Genomic DNA, 17623 nt, shown 5'->3' with positions numbered 1-17623 from the left:
TGCTAACGTTCCTGCCACAGGGAGAATTGCATGGGCAACAAGGTCGCACTGGTTCTGGGTTCCGGGGGTGCGCGAGGTTATGCGCATATCGGCGTCATCGAGGAGCTCACGCTGCGAGGCTACGAGATCGAGTGCATCGCCGGCTGCTCGATGGGCGCAGTGGTCGGGGGCATCTACGCGGCGGGCAAGCTGGACGAATACCGCGCCTGGATCGAAAGCCTCGACTATTTCGACATGCTGCGCCTGGTGGATCCGAGCTTCAGCCTCGGCGCCATTCGCGGCGAGAAGATTTTCGGACGCATTCGCGACATGCTCGGCTCGATCAATATCGAAGACCTGCCGATTCCCTTTACCGCCGTCGCCGCCGACCTGACCAACCAGCAGGAAATCTGGTTCCAGGAAGGCAACCTGGAACTGGCCATGCGCGCCTCCGCGGCGATACCAAGCCTGTTCACACCGGTCATACAGGGTAACCGGGTGCTGGTCGATGGCGGCATACTCAACCCGCTACCGATCGTGCCCGTGGTGTCCAGCCACAGCGACATCATCATCGCGGTCAACCTCAACGCCAACAATCATCGTCAGTACCCCTTGCCGGAGATATTCCGACCGGGTCGTTTCGACAGCATGATGAGCTCGATCAGCTCGCATATCCCGTTCTGGCGCAAGAACAATAATGGGCTGGATGAACAGCTTGCCGAGCTTCAGTCCGGCGAAGAAGCCCGTGCAGGTCAGCCGCCTGCGGCGCCGACCGGGCGTTGCCCGCCGAAATCGGCTGAAGGCTCGATGGTGGTGGATGTGAGCGGCCCGGCGTCGCTGCTCGAACTGATCAACCAGAGCTTCGAGGTGATGCAATCCTCCCTGACGCAATACAAGATCGCCGGTTACCCGCCCAACGTCCTGATCAATATCCCCAAGCGCGCCTGCCGCTTCTACGAGTTCTACAAGGCGCCGGAACTGATCAAGCTGGGGCGAATCGTCGCCAGCGATGCCCTGGACAAGTACGAGAAGGACCAGTGCTAGCAAGCCGCTGAATAACGCTTGCTACGTCGGATTACGCCTTCGGCTAATTCAACCTGCGAAGCGGGGCCGAGCAATGCGCTTTTTTCTTCCGGCGCTTTTATCAGGCTGCAGCCCCTTCGGCCTCACTCGGAGCGCTTCCTCGGCGCTTTCGGCGGTGCGGCGATTTCCGGGACTTCCTTGGCTACCCAGTCACCCAGCAGGCTGTAGGCGACTGCCAGCAGCGTTGGGCCGAGGAAAAGTCCCATGAAGCCGAACGCCAGCACGCCACCGAACACACCCAGCAGCACCACCACCAGCGGCAGGTTGCCACCGCGGCTGATGAGGTAGGGTTTGAGGACGTTATCCACGCCACTGATGATGAACATGCCCCACACGCCGAGGAATACGGCCATGCCGTACTGCCCCTGCCAGATCAGCCAGGCGACCGCAGGCCCCCAGATCAGCGGTGGCACCATCAGGAAGCTGAACGCGAAAGTCAGCAGTCCGAGGACCAGTGCCCCCGGCACACCGGCAATGCTGAAGCCGATATAGGCCAGGATCGCCTGCGCCGCCGCCGTGCCGATCACGCCGTTGACCACGCGCTGTACCGTGCCGGCCACCAGTTCCAGATAGTGATCGGCACGGCCTCCGATCAGTCGATGCAGCAGGCTATGGACGAATGCCGCAAGCTTGGGGCCATCGCGATAGAAGAAGAACACCAGCACCAGGCTCAGAGCCAGTTCCAGCATGCCGCCACCGATACGCGCACTACGCACCAGCAACCAGTTGCCAACCTGGCCGACGTAGGGGCGGATGGTGGCGAAGAATGCCGTGCCCTGCTCGTCCAGCGTGTGCCACAGATCCAGAAGGTTGTCGCCTATCAGCGGAAACTCACCGAGCCAGGTCGGCGGCTCCGGCAGCCCTTCGACCTGAAGGCTGTGGACCAGGACGTTGACCTCCCGAATCTGATCGGCAATGTTCAGCCCCAGCCAGACCAAAGGCACGGCGACCAGTACCATCCAGCTGAACGTCAGCAGCGTCGCGGCCAGGGTCGAATTACCATTGAGCCAGCGCGTCAACAGGCGCATGACCGGCCAACTGGCAAACGCCAGTACCGCCGCCCAGAACAGTGCGGAGGCAAATGGCGCCAGCACCCAGAGACAGGCACCGAGCAGCACCAGAAGCAGGATCTGCACCAGCAGACGATCATTGTTAAGCATCAGACTACCTATCCGGAAAAACGTGGTGCGACTGCAGCACGCCTGAATCAGGCGGCTATTGCAGTCTGAAACGCACCTCAGAACCTGTTCAAAGTCTCGCGAGCTAGAGCAATGCAAGGCAAAAACAGGCGAGGACACGGAGTTTACAGCTGTAAATGAGTAGTCCGAGCCTGTTTTTAACGCGGCAGTGCCGACGCGCAGCAGACGTTGAACAGGTTCTCAGCGCAATAGTCTGATGCGCAGACCTTCTTCAGCAGAGGCCTCGCCATCGAGGCGACGAGCCGCAATGCGCTCGGCCAGCAGGGCTTCATGCCAGGCAGCGGCGCCCTGACCTTCCAGCACTACCCGTATCGTGCTGTCGAGCCGCAGGACATTGGCCAGCAGCGCCGCCCACTCCTGGCTGGGCGCGTCGGGCAAACGGGGTAGCCACAGGGTTCCCGCGTTTTTCAGCTGGCGCAGCAGCGTTGCCGGGTTCGGCAGAATATCGCCCAGCGGCTGTTCCGGGCTGAACTGCTCCACGTGCAGATAGGGCCGGCCATTGCCACGTGTGATGCCGTAGAGCGCCACGAGACTGCCGGCATCATCCGCCAGGCGTGCCAGCAGGTAGGCCTGCTGGGCTTCGGGGCCATAGAGCGTGGCGCGCTGAAAGATATCGTTGGCCCAGAGACTGCTGGAACCACACTCACGGCCTTCACACCAGAACAGCAGTTCGGCCCCCGTCTCGATCAGCTGATTGCGGGTCGTCTCGAATGCTTCGATGCCGGTATGCGTCTCCGGCAACTGATAAGTGATGGCCGCCAGCTGGCCAGTGGCACTGATCTGATCGCTCACTCTCAGGCGCCCGCTGATACGGCGTATGGCATCCAGCGGATAGCTCCGTTCCACCGTCGGCTGTTCCCTGGCGGAGACGATTTTCGCCTGCGGGTAGTTCGCCAATACCCCGACACCCCTGCTGGCAGAAAGGTCCGCGGCATTTGCCACATCGACAAACAGGGTCAGGCCCAGTATCCCTATGGCTCTGTAAAGTCTGCACTCCCTGACCATGGCGGCCCTGTGAAAATCGATCATTGCACTGTGTTTCCTGCTGAGACGAATGCCCCAGCCTCACCAGTTGGCAAAAGCGTGTCAAGCGAGGCTTTGCGACAGATTCTTGCGCGGGCCGTCCGTTACCCAGCCACAGTCGCGAAGAAAGGATTGAAAACAGCCGCAATCGCCGCCGCACCCGCCTGATCATCCAGATGCAAATGGTGTCCGCCAGGCAAGTGATGCAGATCGAACGGCAGGGATTGCACCCGCTCACGCAGGTCTGGATCGACCAACAGGCCCTGCTCGGCAAGCACCAGGCTTGCCGGACAGGTTACAGCCTGGATAAAGGCCTGCGCATGGGCCTGGCTCAGACGCAGCGGCGACGGCAGCATCAAGCGCGCATCGGTACGCCAGGTGTAACCGCCCGGCACCGGCATCAGGCCACGCTGGGCCAGTAATTCAGCCGCTTCCCAACTGACCGCACCGACACCCTTCATGCGTGCCGCAACCGCCTGCTCGAACGTGGCATAGACCGGCTTGCGCTTGTTCTTCACTTTAAGCAGCGCCCGCAGCGATTCACCGAGTTTTTGCGGGGCGCCAGCGGCTTCGCCGGTAAAGGGAACAACGCCATCGATGAGCGCCAGGCGCTCGACCCGCTCTGGCATGGCGCCGGCCAGCAAGACCGCAACGATGGCGCCCATGGAATGCCCCAGCAGCGAGAATCGCTGCCAGCCGAACTGCTCCGCCGTCTGCAGCACGTCATGGGCGTAATCCCAGATGTTGTAGGCGGCCCCCAGGGGACGATGATCGGAATGGCCATGACCGGGCAGATCCAGCGCGACGATGCGCAGGCCGTCGAGCAGCGGCGCGAGTCGGCTGAAGGTCGCCGCATTGTCGAGCCAGCCATGCAGGGCGATGACCGGCTGACCGTTTTCCGGGCCATAAAGATGAGCCGCCACTTCGATATGCGGCAGGCTCAGACGGACCTCTTCGAAAGCGACGGTCATGCGACACCTCTTTTCTGATTCGCCTCGCCCCAGCGCATGAACAGCTCCCCGAGCAGGACTGCCGTATCCTGCGGATGCTCCAGCGGAAACATATGCCCGCCGGGCAATGTATGCCCCTCGCCGTGCGCAACCAGACGCAACAGATACAGATGATGCGGCAGCACGACTCGACTTTGCCGGCCTCGCACGACTGCCAGCGGGATTTTCAGGGCATGCGGCCAGCCAGGCGTGATATGCGGCACGCTGCGGTAGATGCGGATCTCCGTATCGGGATCGAAGCGCAGGCGCACGCCCTGCGCCGTCGGTTCCAGACCGTGCTCGACATAGGCATCCAGGCATTCGGGATCGAAGCTGCGAAACAATGCCCGACTGGCAAAATACTGCCGCGCCTCGTCAGTGTTGGCGAATTCTTCACGCCGTCCCAGGGTGCGCCCTGCCGGCGTCAGGCGATCGATGAAGCCGCAGCGCTTGGCGACCCAGATAACTGTCTGGTCGAACCAGGTCGGCATGGGCGAATCGAGCATGACCACGCCATGGTAGAGCTCGGGCCGCTGCAGCGCCGCGTGATAATGCAGCATGCCGCCCAGCGAATGCCCGACACCCCAGACTGGCTCACCGATACGCTCCAACTGCTCCAGTAGTTCACGCACCAGATTGTGCCAGTTGTCATCCACTGGAAAGCGCGGATCGTGACCGTGCTGCTCAAGATGGGTGACGCTGTAATCAGGTGCCAGTAACTCGAACAGCTTACGGTAAGTGCCTGACGGGAAGCCGTTGGCGTGGGCGAAGAAAATGCGCTGCGTCATGGATTCCAGGTGCCAAGGGAAAGACGTCCATTGTCTGGCAGCCCTTCCCTATGCGGCAATCGACCCAGGCGGCAGAATGAAAGGCAGTCACGCCAAACAAGGCGCCAGCGACGCCGGTTGACTATCGGCCTGGTCGCACGGACCCAAGCGGCACCACCGCAACCGTCAATCTTGAGATACAACTGGGTTTGCCATCCTCGCCGCTCAGGCGAATATCCCAGACATGAGTCGAACGCCCCAGGTGCACCGGGCGGCACACCGCCGTGACACGCCCGCTGCGCAGGCCGCGCAAATGGTTGGCGTTGACCTCCAGCCCTACGCAATAGAAACGCTCGGGATCGATACAGTAGTGACTGGCCATCGAGCCCAGAGTCTCGGCCAGCACCACCGAGGCACCGCCATGCAGCAGCCCATAGGGCTGATGCGTGCGCGAATCCACCGGCATGCTGGCGGTAATGGACTGTTCGTCGAGTGCTTCGAAGCGGATATCGAGCAGCTCGACGATGGAGTGCTTGCCGCTGACGTTGAGCTGTTCGAGATCAGGTTGGCGCTGCCAGATGCTCAAAGGGGCTTCCTCATGGTCACTATCTGCTCGGATGACGAAGCAAGACAAGCTGCATCAGCCCAGCCGCCAGGTACTCGCCTTCCAGTTCAGCCAGGCTTCCCGTTGCCATGGGCAGCGGCGTATCACGACGCCCACTGACCAGCAGGTCACCCAGCGCGCCGACCAGCGGCTGGTGCGTCACCAGGAGGATTTCCTCTTCGCTGCGGCGACCGAGATAAAGCAGCGCATCGCCCGGATCGGATTCGGGCGTGAGCCAGGGCACGGTCTCCACCGCGCCGCTGAAGCCAAGCGCCTGCCGGACGATCTCGGCAGTCTGCTGGGCGCGGCTGTAAGGGCTGGCCAGAATGGCCTGCAAGTGGCGTCCGCGCAGATGAGCCGCACTGTTGTTCACTTCAAGCCTGCCGGCATCAGTCAGGTTGCGCTCAGCATCGGTACGCGCCCTGGGTTCGGCCTCGCCGTGACGCAGCAGCCACAGCCTCATGGCTGCTGCCCCTGCTGCGGCGCTTCGGGCGCAACCGGCGGGGGCGTTTCGATGTCGGCAGGACGCGGCACCGGCCAGTCGGACATCGGCCATGGCTTGCGGTCGGTGTTGAAGGTGCCGAAACGACCAATCTGCGCCACGTACTGACTTAGACTGTCGCCAAAGCCACGCAGGCTCTCGTTGGGCTTGCCGTTCAACGCCCGCATGACCAGCTGCGCAACCACGACTATCAGCAGCACTACCTCGGCGATCTGCCAGACGAAAAAGAACAGCAGCATCCAGACCGCGCGCATGATCAGCGACTGGCGCTCGGCATTATTGTGTGATGAGTTCATCTGTATCTCCGCTTTCTTGGCTCAAAAGCCGTCGGTCGAAATGAAATCCACGTCGGTCTTGGGCTCACCACGCATCAACAAGCCAATGACCTGTTCCAGCGTACGACCCTCGAACAGGATGGCATGCAGTCCTGCGACCAGCGGCATGTAAACCTGCAACTCCTCTGCCTTGGTCTTCAGCACCCGAATGGTATTGACGCCCTCGGCTACTTCGCCCAGGCGCGAGACGGCCTCATCGAGACTCAAGCCTTGGCCGAGCGCCTGGCCTACCTGGAAATTACGGCTTTTTGCCGAAGTACAGGTAACGATCAGGTCGCCGACACCGGCAAGGCCGAGAAAGGTCATCGGATTGGCGCCCAGCCTGACGGCAAAACGAGTCATTTCGGCCAGAGCGCGGGTAATCAGCATGCTGCGGGTGTTCTCGCCCATGCCCAGGGCTGCGGCCATGCCGGCCATGATCGCGTAGACGTTCTTCAGCGCGCCACCCAGTTCGACGCCGAAGCGGTCGGCGCTGGCATAGACGCGGAAGGTACGCCCGTGCAGCACGGCCTGCACCTGCCGGCAGAGCGCTTCGTCATGGCTTGCGACCACGGTGGCGGTCAGTGCATGCTCGGCGACTTCACGCGCCAGATTAGGACCGGAAATCACACCGATACGGGCCTGCGGAGCGATCTCTTCGAGAATCTGGCTCATCAGCAGAAAGCCCTGGGCCTCGATGCCCTTGGTGGTGCTGACCAGCATCTTGCCCGCCAGCCGGTCGGCGAACGGCGACAGCGCCTGACGCAGGGCTGCCGAGGGCAGCGCCACAAAGATCAATTCGCAGTCATCGAGCGTCTGGCCGAGGTCCGTGACCGGATCGATCTGAGCCAGTAAGGTCACGCCCTTGAGATAGCGCGGATTCTGGCGCTGGGTGCGCATGCTCTCGGCCTGCTCGGGATCGCGCATCCACAGACGCACGCTGTGGCCATTCTCGGCCAGAAGATTCGCAATGGCGGTGCCGAAGCTGCCGCCGCCAAGCACCGCGATGGGTTGCTGTTCAGTCATGGGGTATCCGTTTCGAGCCATCGGCTGGCGATGCCCGGCATTATTACGTAGCCATCGGCGCACAGCCAGAACAAAGGCTGCCGGGGTACGGAATCATCAGGTTACAGATCCAGCCTATACGAACAAACCCCTTGCGCCTGTCTCACGCAGCTATTACCCCATAGTCTATGGGGGACAGTTTGTCATAAGGTCGTTGTCACAACGCAGGAGTGGTAAAGTAGCGCCCCGTTTCTGTCATGGAGCCTCTCGTGGCCAGATGGAAACGGAAGACGCCCTTGTTCTTGCGCTGTGACTTTAGGCGCAGGGTGGCAGTCTATTACTAGTCTTTTATGATCGTACTCTTGATTTTCGAGTCGAATGAAAAGCAGCAAGCCCTCCATAAAAGGGACCATTGAGGAATACGCATGACCAAACAACAGGCCTTTACTCGGGAAGATCTGCTCCGTTGCAGCCGCGGCGAGCTGTTTGGCCCCGGTAATGCGCAACTGCCCGCACCGAACATGCTGATGGTCGATCGCATCGTTCATATCAGCGAGGTGGGCGGCAAGTACGGCAAGGGCGAATTGGTCGCCGAGCTGGATATCAATCCGGACCTCTGGTTCTTTGGCTGCCATTTCGAAGGCGATCCGGTCATGCCCGGCTGCCTGGGCCTGGATGCCATGTGGCAGCTCGTCGGTTTCTACCTTGGCTGGCAGGGCAACCCCGGTCGTGGTCGTGCACTGGGTTCTGGCGAAGTGAAGTTCTTCGGCCAGGTCCTGCCGACCGCCAAGAAAGTCACCTATAACATTCATATCAAGCGCACCATCAGCCGCTCGCTGATCCTCGGCATCGCCGACGGAACAGTCAGCGTCGATGGCCGCGAGATCTACAGTGCCGAAGGTTTGCGTGTCGGCCTGTTTACCTCTACCGATAGCTTCTGAAGGACTTCCGCATGCGTCGCGTCGTGATCACCGGCCTGGGTATCGTTTCCTGCCTCGGCAATGACAAAGACACCGTCTCCGCCAACCTGCGCGCCAGCCGCCCCGGCATTCGCTTCAACCAGGCCTACGCGGACATGGGCTTGCGCAGTCAGGTTTCCGGTTCAGTCAACCTGAATCTGGAAGAACTGATCGACCGCAAGATCCTGCGTTTCATGGGCGATGCGGCGGCCTACGCCTATCTGGCCATGCAACAGGCCCTGGAAGACTCGGGCCTCAGCGCCGATGACATCTCCAACCCGCGCATCGGCCTGATCGCCGGTTCCGGTGGCGCCTCGACCATCAATCAGATGGAAGCCATCGACATCCTGCGCGACAAGGGCGTCAAGCGCATTGGCCCATATCGCGTGCCGCGCACCATGAGCAGCACCGTGTCGGCCTGCCTGGCCACGCCGTTCCGTATCAAGGGCATCAACTATTCCATCGCATCGGCCTGCGCCACCAGCGCGCATTGCATCGGTCATGCCATGGAACAGATCCAGATGGGCAAGCAGGACGTGGTCTTTGCCGGTGGCGGTGAAGAAGAACACTACAGCCAGAGCTGCCTGTTCGACGCCATGGGCGCTCTCTCCAGCCAGTACAACGACACGCCGGAAAAAGCCTCGCGCGCCTACGATGCCAAGCGTGACGGCTTCGTCATCGCCGGCGGTGGCGGCATGGTGGTGGTCGAGGAGTTGGAGCACGCGCTCAAGCGCGGCGCCAAGATCTACGCGGAAATCGTCGGCTACGGCGCCACGTCCGATGGCTACGACATGGTCGCCCCGAGCGGCGAAGGCGCACTGCGTTGCATGCAGCAGGCGATGGCCACTGTCGAAGGTCCGATCGACTACCTCAATACCCACGGCACGTCCACTCCGGTGGGCGACGTCGCGGAAATCAAGGCCGTACGCAACATGTTCGGCGACAAGGTTCCGGCAATCAGTTCGACCAAGAGCCTGTCCGGCCACTCGCTGGGCGCCGCCGGCGTTCACGAGGCGATCTACTGCATGCTGATGATGCAGGGCAACTTCATTGCCGGCTCGGCCAACATCGACGAGCTGGACCCGGAAGTCGCCGACATGCCGATCGTCCGCGAGACGCGCGAGAACGCACAGTTCGACACCGTCATGAGCAACAGTTTCGGCTTCGGTGGCACCAACGCCACCCTGGTGCTCAAGCGCTGGAAAGGCTGATCCGCTTCAAGCGCACCAACGAAAACGCCCCGACCGGTTCGGGGCGTTTTCGTTTCCGGCTTCAATTGCGGGAATCATCAGCTCCAGGGTTCATTCGGCAGCTCGACGGTATCGCCATGGGCGATACAGGACGCTGCCGTGAACAGCGCATCGGTGGACGAATTCAGTGCGGTCTCCGCCGAATCCTGCACGATGCCGATGATGAACCCGACCGCCACCACCTGCATCGCCAGGTCATTGGGAATTCCGAACAGGCTGCACGCCAACGGGATCAGCAACAACGATCCCCCCGCCACACCCGAGGCGCCGCAGGCAGAGATTGACGCCAGCAGGCTGAGCAGAATCGCGGTCGGCACATCCACCACGATGCCCAGCGTATTGACTGCAGCCAGGGTCAGCACCGTGATGGTGATGGCCGCGCCGGCCATGTTGATGGTTGCCCCGAGCGGAATCGACACCGAATAGGTGTCCTTGTGCAGCCCCAGACGTTCGCACAGCTGCATATTGACCGGAATGTTCGCTGCCGAGCTGCGGGTGAAGAATGCAGTGATCCCGCTTTCTCGCAGGCAGGTGAAAACCAGTGGGTAGGGATTGCGGCGAAGCTTCCAGTACACGATCAATGGATTCATCAGCAGCGCCACGAACAGCATGCTGCCAACCAGTACCAGCAACAGCTGAAAATAGCTGGCGAGCACCGCGAACCCGGATTGCGCCAGCGTTCCGGCGACCAGCCCGAAAACGCCCAGAGGAGCGAAGCGGATCACCACCTTGACGATAAGCATCACGCCCTCGGAAATATCGCTGACCAGCTCGCGCGTGGTTTCCCGCGCATGGCGAAAGGCAAATCCCAGCCCAATCGCCCATGCCAGAATGCCGATGTAGTTCCCCTCGATAAGTGCATGTACAGGGTTGTCGGCAATATTGAACAGCAGCGTCTTGAGCACGGCACCGACGCCAGATGGCGCCACTACATCGCTTGCCTCGTTGACGAGGGTCAGGGTCGTCGGGAACAGACTACTGGCAATTACGGCCACCACCGCCGCACTCAGGGTTCCAAGGGCATATAAAAGCAGGATCGGGCGAATATGCGTGGGTTGTCCCTGCTTGTGGTTGGCCAGCGAAGCGGTTACCAGCACGAAGACCAGCACCGGCGCCACGGCCTTCAGGCCCGCCACGAAGAGATCACCCAGCAAGCTGACCGAACGCGCGGCTTCGGGAAACAGCCAGGCCAACAGGCAGCCGGCAACCAGCCCCGTGACGATCTGCGCCACCAGACTGATACGGCTATAGGCTCTGAAAACACGAGTGGACAGGTTGGACATGAAGAGAGTCTCGGCGTAAGAGGCTACGGATACTGGCGCGTGGCGGACAACACGAGCACGCTGGGCGACCGGATAAAACGCCGGATGGTACGCACCCGCGGCCCATCTGCCCAGCACTTGTAATGCAACGTCTGAACGATATTGCAGCGTGCGTGACGCCTCGACTGGCCCGAGGCGTCAGCTGCCTGTTCAGATACGGAAACGCGCGACCAGGTTGTTCAGATCGATGGCGAGCCGGGACAGTTCCTGGCTCGCCGCACTGGTCTGGTTGGCGCCGGCGGCGGATTGCAGCGACAGGTCACGAATATTGACCAGGTTGCGGTCCACTTCGCGTGCGACCTGAGCCTGCTCCTCCGACGCGCTGGCAATCACCAGGTTACGTTCGCTGATCTGGCTGATGGCCGCCGTGATGCCTTCCAACGCCTCGCCAGCGGCCTGCGCAAGCTCCAGTGTGGTGTGGGCACGATCACTGCTGGTCTGCATGGCCTGTACCGCTTTGTCTGTGCCCTGATGGACAGCAGCGATCATCTGCTCGATTTCCTGCGTGGACTGCTGCGTGCGATGCGCCAGTGCCCGCACCTCATCGGCCACGACGGCGAAGCCACGACCGGCATCGCCAGCGCGTGCGGCCTCGATGGCGGCGTTCAGAGCCAGCAGATTAGTCTGATCGGCAATCGAGCGAATCACATCCAGCACCTGGCTGATATCACGCACTTGCCCCGCCAGCCGCTCGACCTGCTCAGCCGTCGCGCTCACATCAGCGTCCAGAAGATTGATCGAGTCGACCGTTCTGATGACCTGCTGGCGACCCTGCTGCGCAGTTGCGTCCGACTCGCGCGAGGCTTCGGAAGTCGCCACGGCATTGCGCGCTACTTCGTCGACCGCCGCGGTCATCTCGTTCACCGCCGTCGCCGCCTGCTCGATCTCATGGTTCTGCTGATGCAGGCCACGGGTCGAATCCTCAGTGACCACATTCAGCTCTTCAGCAGCTGATGCCAGCTGATTCGAGGAATCGGAAATACCCTGGATGGTGCTGCGCAGGGTTTCCTGCATGACTTTCAAGGCTGCCAGAAGACGTGCCGGCTCATCACGTCCGAGCACTTCGACGTGCTGCGTCAGGTTCCCGGCTGCGACCACTTCAGCGATGGCAACCGCCTCATTCAGAGGCTGGACGATACTGCGGGTGAATACCCAGGCGAGCAGCGCTGTCAGAAATGCCGACACCACAAATGTTGCAATCATCCACAGCCGAGAGGTCTGAAAGATCTTCTCCGAGTTCTGGACCGAAAGTGATGACTGTTCAGAACTGAATACAACCAGCTTATGCAACGAATCGTTTAGCGCGTTGCCGGTCACATTCAGTTTCGAGCCGATCACTTCAATCGCCGCCCCGGTCTGGCCCTGCCGCTCCAGACTGGTGACCTCTGCGAGGACCTCTTCGTAGGCTTCCCGCGTACTCCGATAGTTGTCAAAAAGTTCCTGTTCGCGCGCCAGCACTATGTTGCGCTGATACGCCTCTTCATAGTGACGTAGCCCATTTCGGAACTCATCAAGAGCTGCGCGATTCGCTTCGGCCCGAGCAGGGTCGAGTACCAAGCGCAGAGTATAAATACGGGTACGCAGCGTATGTTGGTTCAGCTCTCCCAAAGCTACGATGCTCGGCAACCAGTGTTCACTCAGCCCCTTCGCTTCGCTGTGCATCTGCGACATTTTCTGCAGCGCGAACAGCCCCAGCAGAACCAGAATAGTACCTATCAGGCCGAATCCCAGCGCTGATCGCCGAGAAACATTCATATTGCGCACAAGCATGGGACAACCTCACTCCATGGAACAAAATGCTGTATCCGAACGTTTACAGCAACTTGAGCGCAGTATCGTCACCGGCGGCTAATTACTTGAATGATTGACGTCAAATTAACGTTATTTAGCTTCGCACCCTGACCGACGGTACGCGAAGGATGGCTCAGCGCACCTGAGCCTGACGTTTGCGTGGCAGGATGGCGAGGAAGTTGTCGAGCGCTACTTGGTTGGCAACCTTCTTCGGCAGGGCATCGAGAAAGGGCACAAACGCCTGCATGCCTTCAGCAAGGCTGTCAAAACGCCCCACCACATCGCTGCCTAGCATGAATCGAGTCGGGTGACGCTCGACCAGCTCCAGCCACTCCTTTCGAGGGGTTCCTTCAGCATTCAGCAGGTAGGGCTTAAGCATGGTCCAGGACAGATCGATATGCAGGTTGGGGTAATCATCGAGCAGGCGTGAAACCGTTGGCAGCAGAAAATCAAGCTGCTCCTGATGACGATGCAGCTCCATGCTGGTACCGGCATGTGCCCAGATGAAACGGGTATGCGGATGGTTGCGCAGCGGCTCCTCCAGCTCGCCCAGATACAGCGGATTGCGTTCGCGCTTGGAGGTGATGTTGGAATGCAGCATCACCGGCAGGTCGAATTCGGCGGCCAGGTGATAGACCTTCGCCAGCGCCTCGTTGTTGGCGCGCGGCGTGTCGCCTTCGGTCAGCGCGGTGATGTCGTCGTGACGAGTAAAGACCTCGCCGATGCCCTGCCAGAGGCCGGGGTTGAGTTCGAGCATGCGGCGGATATGCGTGGCGGCATTCTTGTCGTTGGGGTTGAATCCGGACAGGAAGGGATGGAAGCGCAGGCGCTGTTGTTCATCCAGTTCCTCCATGGCAGCCGCGACGATCATGTCAGTTGCGCTGTACCAGTACACGGGAGCATCGTCGCCGGCGTAATAACGTGGTCTTTTCGGCTCGTTTTCATGCCACTTCTTCGCCACCGGAATGCCACTGACCATCACATGGTCGATGCCACCCTCATCCATCGCCTCGATGAGTTTCTCGATGCCGGCACTTTCCTGGAAGAAATCCACCAGATGCAAGTGCGCATCGCTGTAGCGGTAATCACGCGCCTGGGCCGGCGCAATGGATGCGACCAGACAGATCGCAGCAAGGTATTTCTGAACGTTGAGCACTGTTGTCCTCCTGACAGCCAAGCGGATAGACCACCAACCTGGTAGACGGGTTCAGGTTTCAGTCCCACAAATACCCCGCAGGGTATATTGATGATGATCAACGCCGCGCCTCGATCCCACCGTTAGGCTAGGGCCTCGACACTTATTCAATCAGGAGCGGAATCAGACATGGCCATCAAGACCATCAGTGCCAAGGGCGAAATGAATGCCGGCATGAGTATCGAGGTGCAATGCGGCAACCATCGCCTGGTCATGGACCAGCCGAAAAACGCCGCCGGCCAGGACCTTGGCCCCACGCCACTGGAAGCGATTCTCGCGGCGGTGGCCGGCTGCTTCGGCACTATCGGACGCTTTATCGCGCATCAGAAGAAAATCGAATTACGCAGCATGCGTTTCGAAGTTGAAGCCGACTACGATCCGGCTGGCCTGCTCGGTCGCGATCCAGATGTGCGGCCAGGCTTTCAGGAGCTGCGGATCAAGGTCGAGATCGATGCGGATCTCAGCCGCGAAGAAAAGCAGGCCCTGCTCGAACAGATCGAAAAATGCTGCCCGGTCGCAGACAACCTGACTTATGGCACGCGGCTGGTCAGCGTGCTGGCCTGAACGCAGAAAGCCCGTCGATGACGGGCTTTCTGCATTTCTATAGCGGATCGATCAAGCGGAAAGCTCAACCAGCAACTTGTTCAGACGCTGCACATAGGCCGCAGGGTCCTTGAGGCTGTCGCCCGCCGCCAGTGCCGCCTGGTCGAAGAGGATGTGCGAAAGGTCGGCGAAGCGGTCTTCGTCCGGCTCGGCATCCAGCTTCTCGACCAGCGGATGCTGCGGATTGAACTCGAAGATCGGCTTGGACTCCGGCACCTTCTGCCCGCTGGCTTCGAGGATCTGGCGCATCTGCAGGCCCAGGTCCTGCTCGCCGATGGCGAGGATCGCCGGCGAGTCGGTGAGGCGATGGGAAACCCGCACCTCGGCCACCGCGTCACCCAGCGCTCCCTTGAGGCGCTCCACCAGGCCTTCCTTCGTCTTGGCGATTTCTTCCTGGGCCTTCTTGTCCTCTTCCGAATCCAGCTTGCCGAGATCCAGGTCGCCACGCGCCACGTCGACGAACTGCTTGCCGTCGAACTCGGTCAGGTAGCTCATCAGCCACTCGTCGATGCGGTCGGTGAGCAGCAGCACTTCGATGCCCTTCTTGCGGAAGACTTCCAGGTGCGGGCTGTTCTTGACCTGCGCATGGGACTCGCCGGTGAGGAAGTAGATCTTGTCCTGGCCTTCCTTCACGCGGCCCAGGTAATCGGCCAGCGAAACCGTCTGCTCGCCGGAGGCATCCTGGGTGGAGGCAAAGCGCAGCAGGCTGGCGATCTTCTCCTTGTTGGCGAAGTCTTCGGCGGGACCTTCCTTGAGCACCTGGCCGAACTGCTTCCAGAAGGAGGCGTACTGCTCGGGCTCGTTCTTCGCCAGTTTCTCCAGCATGTCCAGCACGCGCTTGGTCAACGCCGACTTCATGGAGTCGATCACCGGGTCCTTCTGCAGGATCTCGCGCGAGACGTTCAGCGACAGGTCGTTGGAATCGACGACGCCCTTGATGAAGCGCAGGTACAGCGGCAGGAACTCGTCGGCCTGGTCCATGATGAACACGCGCTGCACGTAGAGCTTGAGACCCTTGGGCGCTTCGCGCTGGTACAGGTCGAACGGCGCGCGGCCCGGCACATAGAGCAAGGAAGTGTATTCCAGCTTGCCTTCGACCTTGTTGTGGCTCCAGGCCAGCGGGTTCTCGAAGTCGTGGGCGACGTGCTTGTAGAACTCCTGGTATTCCTCGTCCTTCACCTCGGTGCGCGGACGGGTCCAGAGCGCGCTGGCGCGGTTGACCGTTTCCCACTCCGGCTCGGCGGGCTTGTCCTTCTCTTCGCCATGGAATTCCTTCGGCAACTCGATGGGCAGCGCGATATGGTCGGAGTACTTCTTGATGACGTTGCGCAGACGCCAACCATCGGCGAACTCTTCTTCGCCGGCCTTCAGATGCAGGACGATACGGGTGCCGCGCTCGGCCTTCTCGACGGTGGCGACCTCGAATTCGCCCTCGCCCTTCGAGGACCAGTAGACGCCCTCTTCCGCCGGCGTACCGGCGCGGCGGCTGAACACTTCCACCTGGTCGGCGACGATGAACGCCGAGTAGAAGCCGACGCCGAACTGGCCGATCAGGTGCGAATCCTTCTTCTGGTCGCCGGTCAGGTGCTTCATGAAATCGGCGGTGCCGGACTTGGCGATGGTGCCCAGGTGGGTCACCACGTCGTCGCGGTTCATGCCGATGCCGTTGTCATCGAGGGTAACGGTCTTGGCGTCCTTGTCGAAGCTGACGCGAATCCGTAGATCACCGCTGCCTTCGAGCAGCTCAGGCTTGGCCAGCGCCTCGAAGCGCAGCTTGTCGGCGGCGTCGGAAGCGTTGGAGATCAGCTCGCGAAGAAAGATCTCCTTGTTCGAATACAGCGAATGAATCATCAGGTGAAGCAGTTGCTTCACTTCGGTCTGGAAGCCCAGGGTTTCTTTGTTTTGAGTCTCCACACTCATCGTCTACGAACTCCACATCGTCAATGGCACGGGCCGCGATCGCGGCGATGTCAGGCAGATGGGGGCTATGGGGAGAAATTCAAGCCTGCGCCTGACAGACCATTGAAAAACCCACGCTAAGGCTCAAGCAATTCGAGCAGCACGATATCGTCTGGCGCAAGGTTGTAGACCGCTTCACCCGAGCCTTTGAGCAAGTGCCTGATGGCCAGGTTGCCTTCCGGATCGATACCGATGAAGCGCCCCTCGGCCATTGCGCCCCGCTCTGTATGCGCGCGCACCCGCAGCTGTACATAGCGCGCCGGATCACCCAGCAGATGCTGCAAGGTAAAACCATGACGGCGGTCGTTGAGTGACGGACCCTGCGCAGAAACTGCCTGCTCGCGGCTTGCCTGATCTTCGCGGGGCGGGTCGGCCTGCTCGTCATGAGCATGCAGGCCATCCGTAAGCAATTCGATGCTGCCGCTGATACTGGTGCGCAAATGCAGGGGTAGAACCAGATGAAAATCACCGGCCAGTTTGTTGGGCGACACCGGCTGTAGATCCAGATGCAGTGTGTAACCACTCTGGACTCTCCGCGCCTCGGGCAGCTCCTGCTCCGGTCGTGTCCAGCTGATTTCGATTGCAGTTGAAGGATGGGCGTCTTCTGGCAGGACATCGAGGCGCACGGCGCCGGGCTGAATGTTGCCGAGACGAATGACCAGCTCCTGCCGGGCAAAGGGATCATGGCCTTCACGCAACGTCAGCACACCATCGACAAGCGTCCCGACGCTCGGGGTGAAAGATCGCCCATACAACTGGCCATGCAGGTTGAACGCCAGCCTGCTGTCCTGGATATCCTCGTCCGGCTCAAGCCATTTGAGGCCGACAATGGTTTCGAATCGCTCCGGTGCCTGGCTGGCCAGCAGCGAGAACCCCACCACCAACGGGATGATGCCCAACCCGCAAAGCCCGACCGCCTTGCGTGCGGTCTTCCAGTGAGCGATGACATAAATGAGCGTGATCGGCGGGATCATGGATCCCACTCCCCACAACAGGCTGGTGCCGAAGGCCAGCACCACCAGCCAGATGCCAGAGACAACGATCAGCAGCAATCCGCCGAGTATCAGCAACGCATCCAT

The 17623-nt window shown here is 60.8% G+C and carries 17 protein-coding genes; 4 read left to right on the top strand and 13 right to left on the bottom strand.

What is annotated here, in order from left to right; genetic code table 11:
- Positions 1-30: 30 nt before the first annotated feature.
- Entirely contained in the window at positions 31-1023 is a 993-nt protein-coding gene (locus tag G7020_RS04390) for a patatin-like phospholipase family protein (protein WP_181082719.1), read from the top strand.
- Positions 1024-1145: 122 nt separating this feature from the next.
- On the opposite strand, the gene G7020_RS04385 is transcribed toward G7020_RS04390, so the two are convergent.
- The 8 genes from G7020_RS04385 to G7020_RS04350 all read right to left on the bottom strand — a co-directional run bounded on the left by G7020_RS04385 (position 1146) and on the right by G7020_RS04350 (position 7486).
- Positions 1146-2222 (bottom strand): AI-2E family transporter, encoded by a 1077-nt coding sequence (locus G7020_RS04385; RefSeq protein ID WP_181082718.1) that lies wholly within the window; start codon positions 2220-2222, stop codon positions 1146-1148.
- A 219-nt stretch (positions 2223-2441) separates the two neighbouring features.
- Positions 2442-3290, bottom strand: coding sequence for a DUF4892 domain-containing protein (locus G7020_RS04380; protein WP_423835553.1), 849 nt, complete (start codon positions 3288-3290; stop codon positions 2442-2444).
- A gap of 98 nt (positions 3291-3388) precedes the next feature.
- Positions 3389-4255 (bottom strand): alpha/beta fold hydrolase, encoded by an 867-nt coding sequence (locus tag G7020_RS04375; protein ID WP_181082717.1) that lies wholly within the window; start codon positions 4253-4255, stop codon positions 3389-3391.
- A complete protein-coding gene (locus G7020_RS04370; protein ID WP_181082716.1) occupies positions 4252-5061 on the bottom strand; it encodes an alpha/beta fold hydrolase in 810 nt (269 codons plus the stop codon). Before G7020_RS04370 ends, G7020_RS04375 begins: the two co-directional genes overlap by 4 nt.
- 121 nt (positions 5062-5182) lie before the next feature.
- Positions 5183-5626 (bottom strand): hotdog fold thioesterase, encoded by a 444-nt coding sequence (locus tag G7020_RS04365; protein ID WP_181082715.1) that lies wholly within the window; start codon positions 5624-5626, stop codon positions 5183-5185.
- A 19-nt stretch (positions 5627-5645) separates the two neighbouring features.
- Positions 5646-6107 (bottom strand): phosphohistidine phosphatase SixA, encoded by a 462-nt coding sequence (sixA, locus tag G7020_RS04360; RefSeq protein WP_181082714.1) that lies wholly within the window; start codon positions 6105-6107, stop codon positions 5646-5648.
- A complete protein-coding gene (locus G7020_RS04355) occupies positions 6104-6442 on the bottom strand; it encodes a DUF4389 domain-containing protein (protein ID WP_181082713.1) in 339 nt (112 codons plus the stop codon). The genes sixA and G7020_RS04355 overlap by 4 nt, the downstream gene beginning before the upstream one ends.
- Positions 6443-6463: 21 nt before the next feature.
- Positions 6464-7486, bottom strand: a complete 1023-nt coding sequence (locus tag G7020_RS04350; RefSeq protein WP_181082712.1) for an NAD(P)H-dependent glycerol-3-phosphate dehydrogenase — start codon at positions 7484-7486, stop codon at positions 6464-6466.
- A gap of 404 nt (positions 7487-7890) precedes the next feature.
- Here G7020_RS04350 and fabA point away from each other — a divergent pair, with 404 nt between their 5' ends.
- Positions 7891-8406, top strand: coding sequence for a 3-hydroxyacyl-[acyl-carrier-protein] dehydratase FabA (gene fabA / locus G7020_RS04345; RefSeq protein WP_037022674.1), 516 nt, complete (start codon positions 7891-7893; stop codon positions 8404-8406).
- 11 nt (positions 8407-8417) lie between these two features.
- Positions 8418-9635: a beta-ketoacyl-ACP synthase I gene (gene fabB / locus G7020_RS04340; protein ID WP_181082711.1), complete on the top strand. Its 1218-nt coding sequence runs from the start codon at positions 8418-8420 to the stop codon at positions 9633-9635.
- A 77-nt stretch (positions 9636-9712) separates the two neighbouring features.
- Here fabB and sstT read toward each other — a convergent pair whose 3' ends face one another.
- From sstT to G7020_RS04325, 3 genes are all read right to left on the bottom strand, one after another.
- Positions 9713-10957 carry a serine/threonine transporter SstT gene (gene sstT / locus G7020_RS04335; RefSeq protein WP_181082710.1) on the bottom strand — a complete coding sequence of 415 codons (1245 nt, stop codon included), beginning with the start codon at positions 10955-10957 and terminating at the stop codon, positions 9713-9715.
- Between the two features lie 189 nt (positions 10958-11146).
- Positions 11147-12766 carry a methyl-accepting chemotaxis protein gene (locus tag G7020_RS04330; RefSeq protein WP_181082709.1) on the bottom strand — a complete coding sequence of 540 codons (1620 nt, stop codon included), beginning with the start codon at positions 12764-12766 and terminating at the stop codon, positions 11147-11149.
- A gap of 154 nt (positions 12767-12920) precedes the next feature.
- Entirely contained in the window at positions 12921-13943 is a 1023-nt protein-coding gene (locus G7020_RS04325) for an amidohydrolase family protein (protein ID WP_181082708.1), read from the bottom strand.
- A 168-nt stretch (positions 13944-14111) separates the two neighbouring features.
- Here G7020_RS04325 and G7020_RS04320 point away from each other — a divergent pair, with 168 nt between their 5' ends.
- Positions 14112-14546, top strand: coding sequence for an OsmC family protein (locus G7020_RS04320; RefSeq protein WP_181082707.1), 435 nt, complete (start codon positions 14112-14114; stop codon positions 14544-14546).
- A gap of 51 nt (positions 14547-14597) precedes the next feature.
- Here G7020_RS04320 and htpG read toward each other — a convergent pair whose 3' ends face one another.
- Both htpG and G7020_RS04310 read right to left on the bottom strand, forming a co-directional pair.
- On the bottom strand, positions 14598-16505 hold the full coding sequence (gene htpG / locus G7020_RS04315; RefSeq protein WP_181082706.1) for a molecular chaperone HtpG: 1908 nt from the start codon (positions 16503-16505) through the stop codon (positions 14598-14600).
- A 116-nt stretch (positions 16506-16621) separates the two neighbouring features.
- Positions 16622-17623, bottom strand: a complete 1002-nt coding sequence (locus tag G7020_RS04310) for an MFS transporter (protein ID WP_181082705.1) — start codon at positions 17621-17623, stop codon at positions 16622-16624.

Source organism: Stutzerimonas stutzeri (assembly GCF_013522825.1).
In the GTDB taxonomy this organism is placed as follows: domain Bacteria; phylum Pseudomonadota; class Gammaproteobacteria; order Pseudomonadales; family Pseudomonadaceae; genus Stutzerimonas; species Stutzerimonas stutzeri_AK.
This window is presented reverse-complemented; position numbering and strand designations above follow the sequence as displayed.

Bases quoted from the DNA above. Each gene is read 5' to 3' on its own strand.
- G7020_RS04350 (WP_181082712.1), bottom strand. From the start codon at position 7,486: ATGACTGAACAGCAACCCATCGCGGTGCTTGGCGGCGGCAGCTTCGGC.
- G7020_RS04370 (WP_181082716.1), bottom strand. From the start codon at position 5,061: ATGACGCAGCGCATTTTCTTCGCCCACGCCAACGGCTTCCCGTCAGGC.
- htpG (WP_181082706.1), bottom strand. From the start codon at position 16,505: ATGAGTGTGGAGACTCAAAACAAAGAAACCCTGGGCTTCCAGACCGAA.
- G7020_RS04355 (WP_181082713.1), bottom strand. From the start codon at position 6,442: ATGAACTCATCACACAATAATGCCGAGCGCCAGTCGCTGATCATGCGC.
- G7020_RS04330 (WP_181082709.1), bottom strand. From the start codon at position 12,766: ATGCTTGTGCGCAATATGAATGTTTCTCGGCGATCAGCGCTGGGATTC.
- G7020_RS04385 (WP_181082718.1), bottom strand. From the start codon at position 2,222: ATGCTTAACAATGATCGTCTGCTGGTGCAGATCCTGCTTCTGGTGCTG.
- sstT (WP_181082710.1), bottom strand. From the start codon at position 10,957: ATGTCCAACCTGTCCACTCGTGTTTTCAGAGCCTATAGCCGTATCAGT.
- G7020_RS04310 (WP_181082705.1), bottom strand. From the start codon at position 17,623: ATGGATGCGTTGCTGATACTCGGCGGATTGCTGCTGATCGTTGTCTCT.
- sixA (WP_181082714.1), bottom strand. From the start codon at position 6,107: ATGAGGCTGTGGCTGCTGCGTCACGGCGAGGCCGAACCCAGGGCGCGT.
- fabA (WP_037022674.1), top strand. From the start codon at position 7,891: ATGACCAAACAACAGGCCTTTACTCGGGAAGATCTGCTCCGTTGCAGC.
- G7020_RS04390 (WP_181082719.1), top strand. From the start codon at position 31: ATGGGCAACAAGGTCGCACTGGTTCTGGGTTCCGGGGGTGCGCGAGGT.
- fabB (WP_181082711.1), top strand. From the start codon at position 8,418: ATGCGTCGCGTCGTGATCACCGGCCTGGGTATCGTTTCCTGCCTCGGC.
- G7020_RS04375 (WP_181082717.1), bottom strand. From the start codon at position 4,255: ATGACCGTCGCTTTCGAAGAGGTCCGTCTGAGCCTGCCGCATATCGAA.
- G7020_RS04380 (WP_423835553.1), bottom strand. From the start codon at position 3,290: ATGATCGATTTTCACAGGGCCGCCATGGTCAGGGAGTGCAGACTTTAC.
- G7020_RS04320 (WP_181082707.1), top strand. From the start codon at position 14,112: ATGGCCATCAAGACCATCAGTGCCAAGGGCGAAATGAATGCCGGCATG.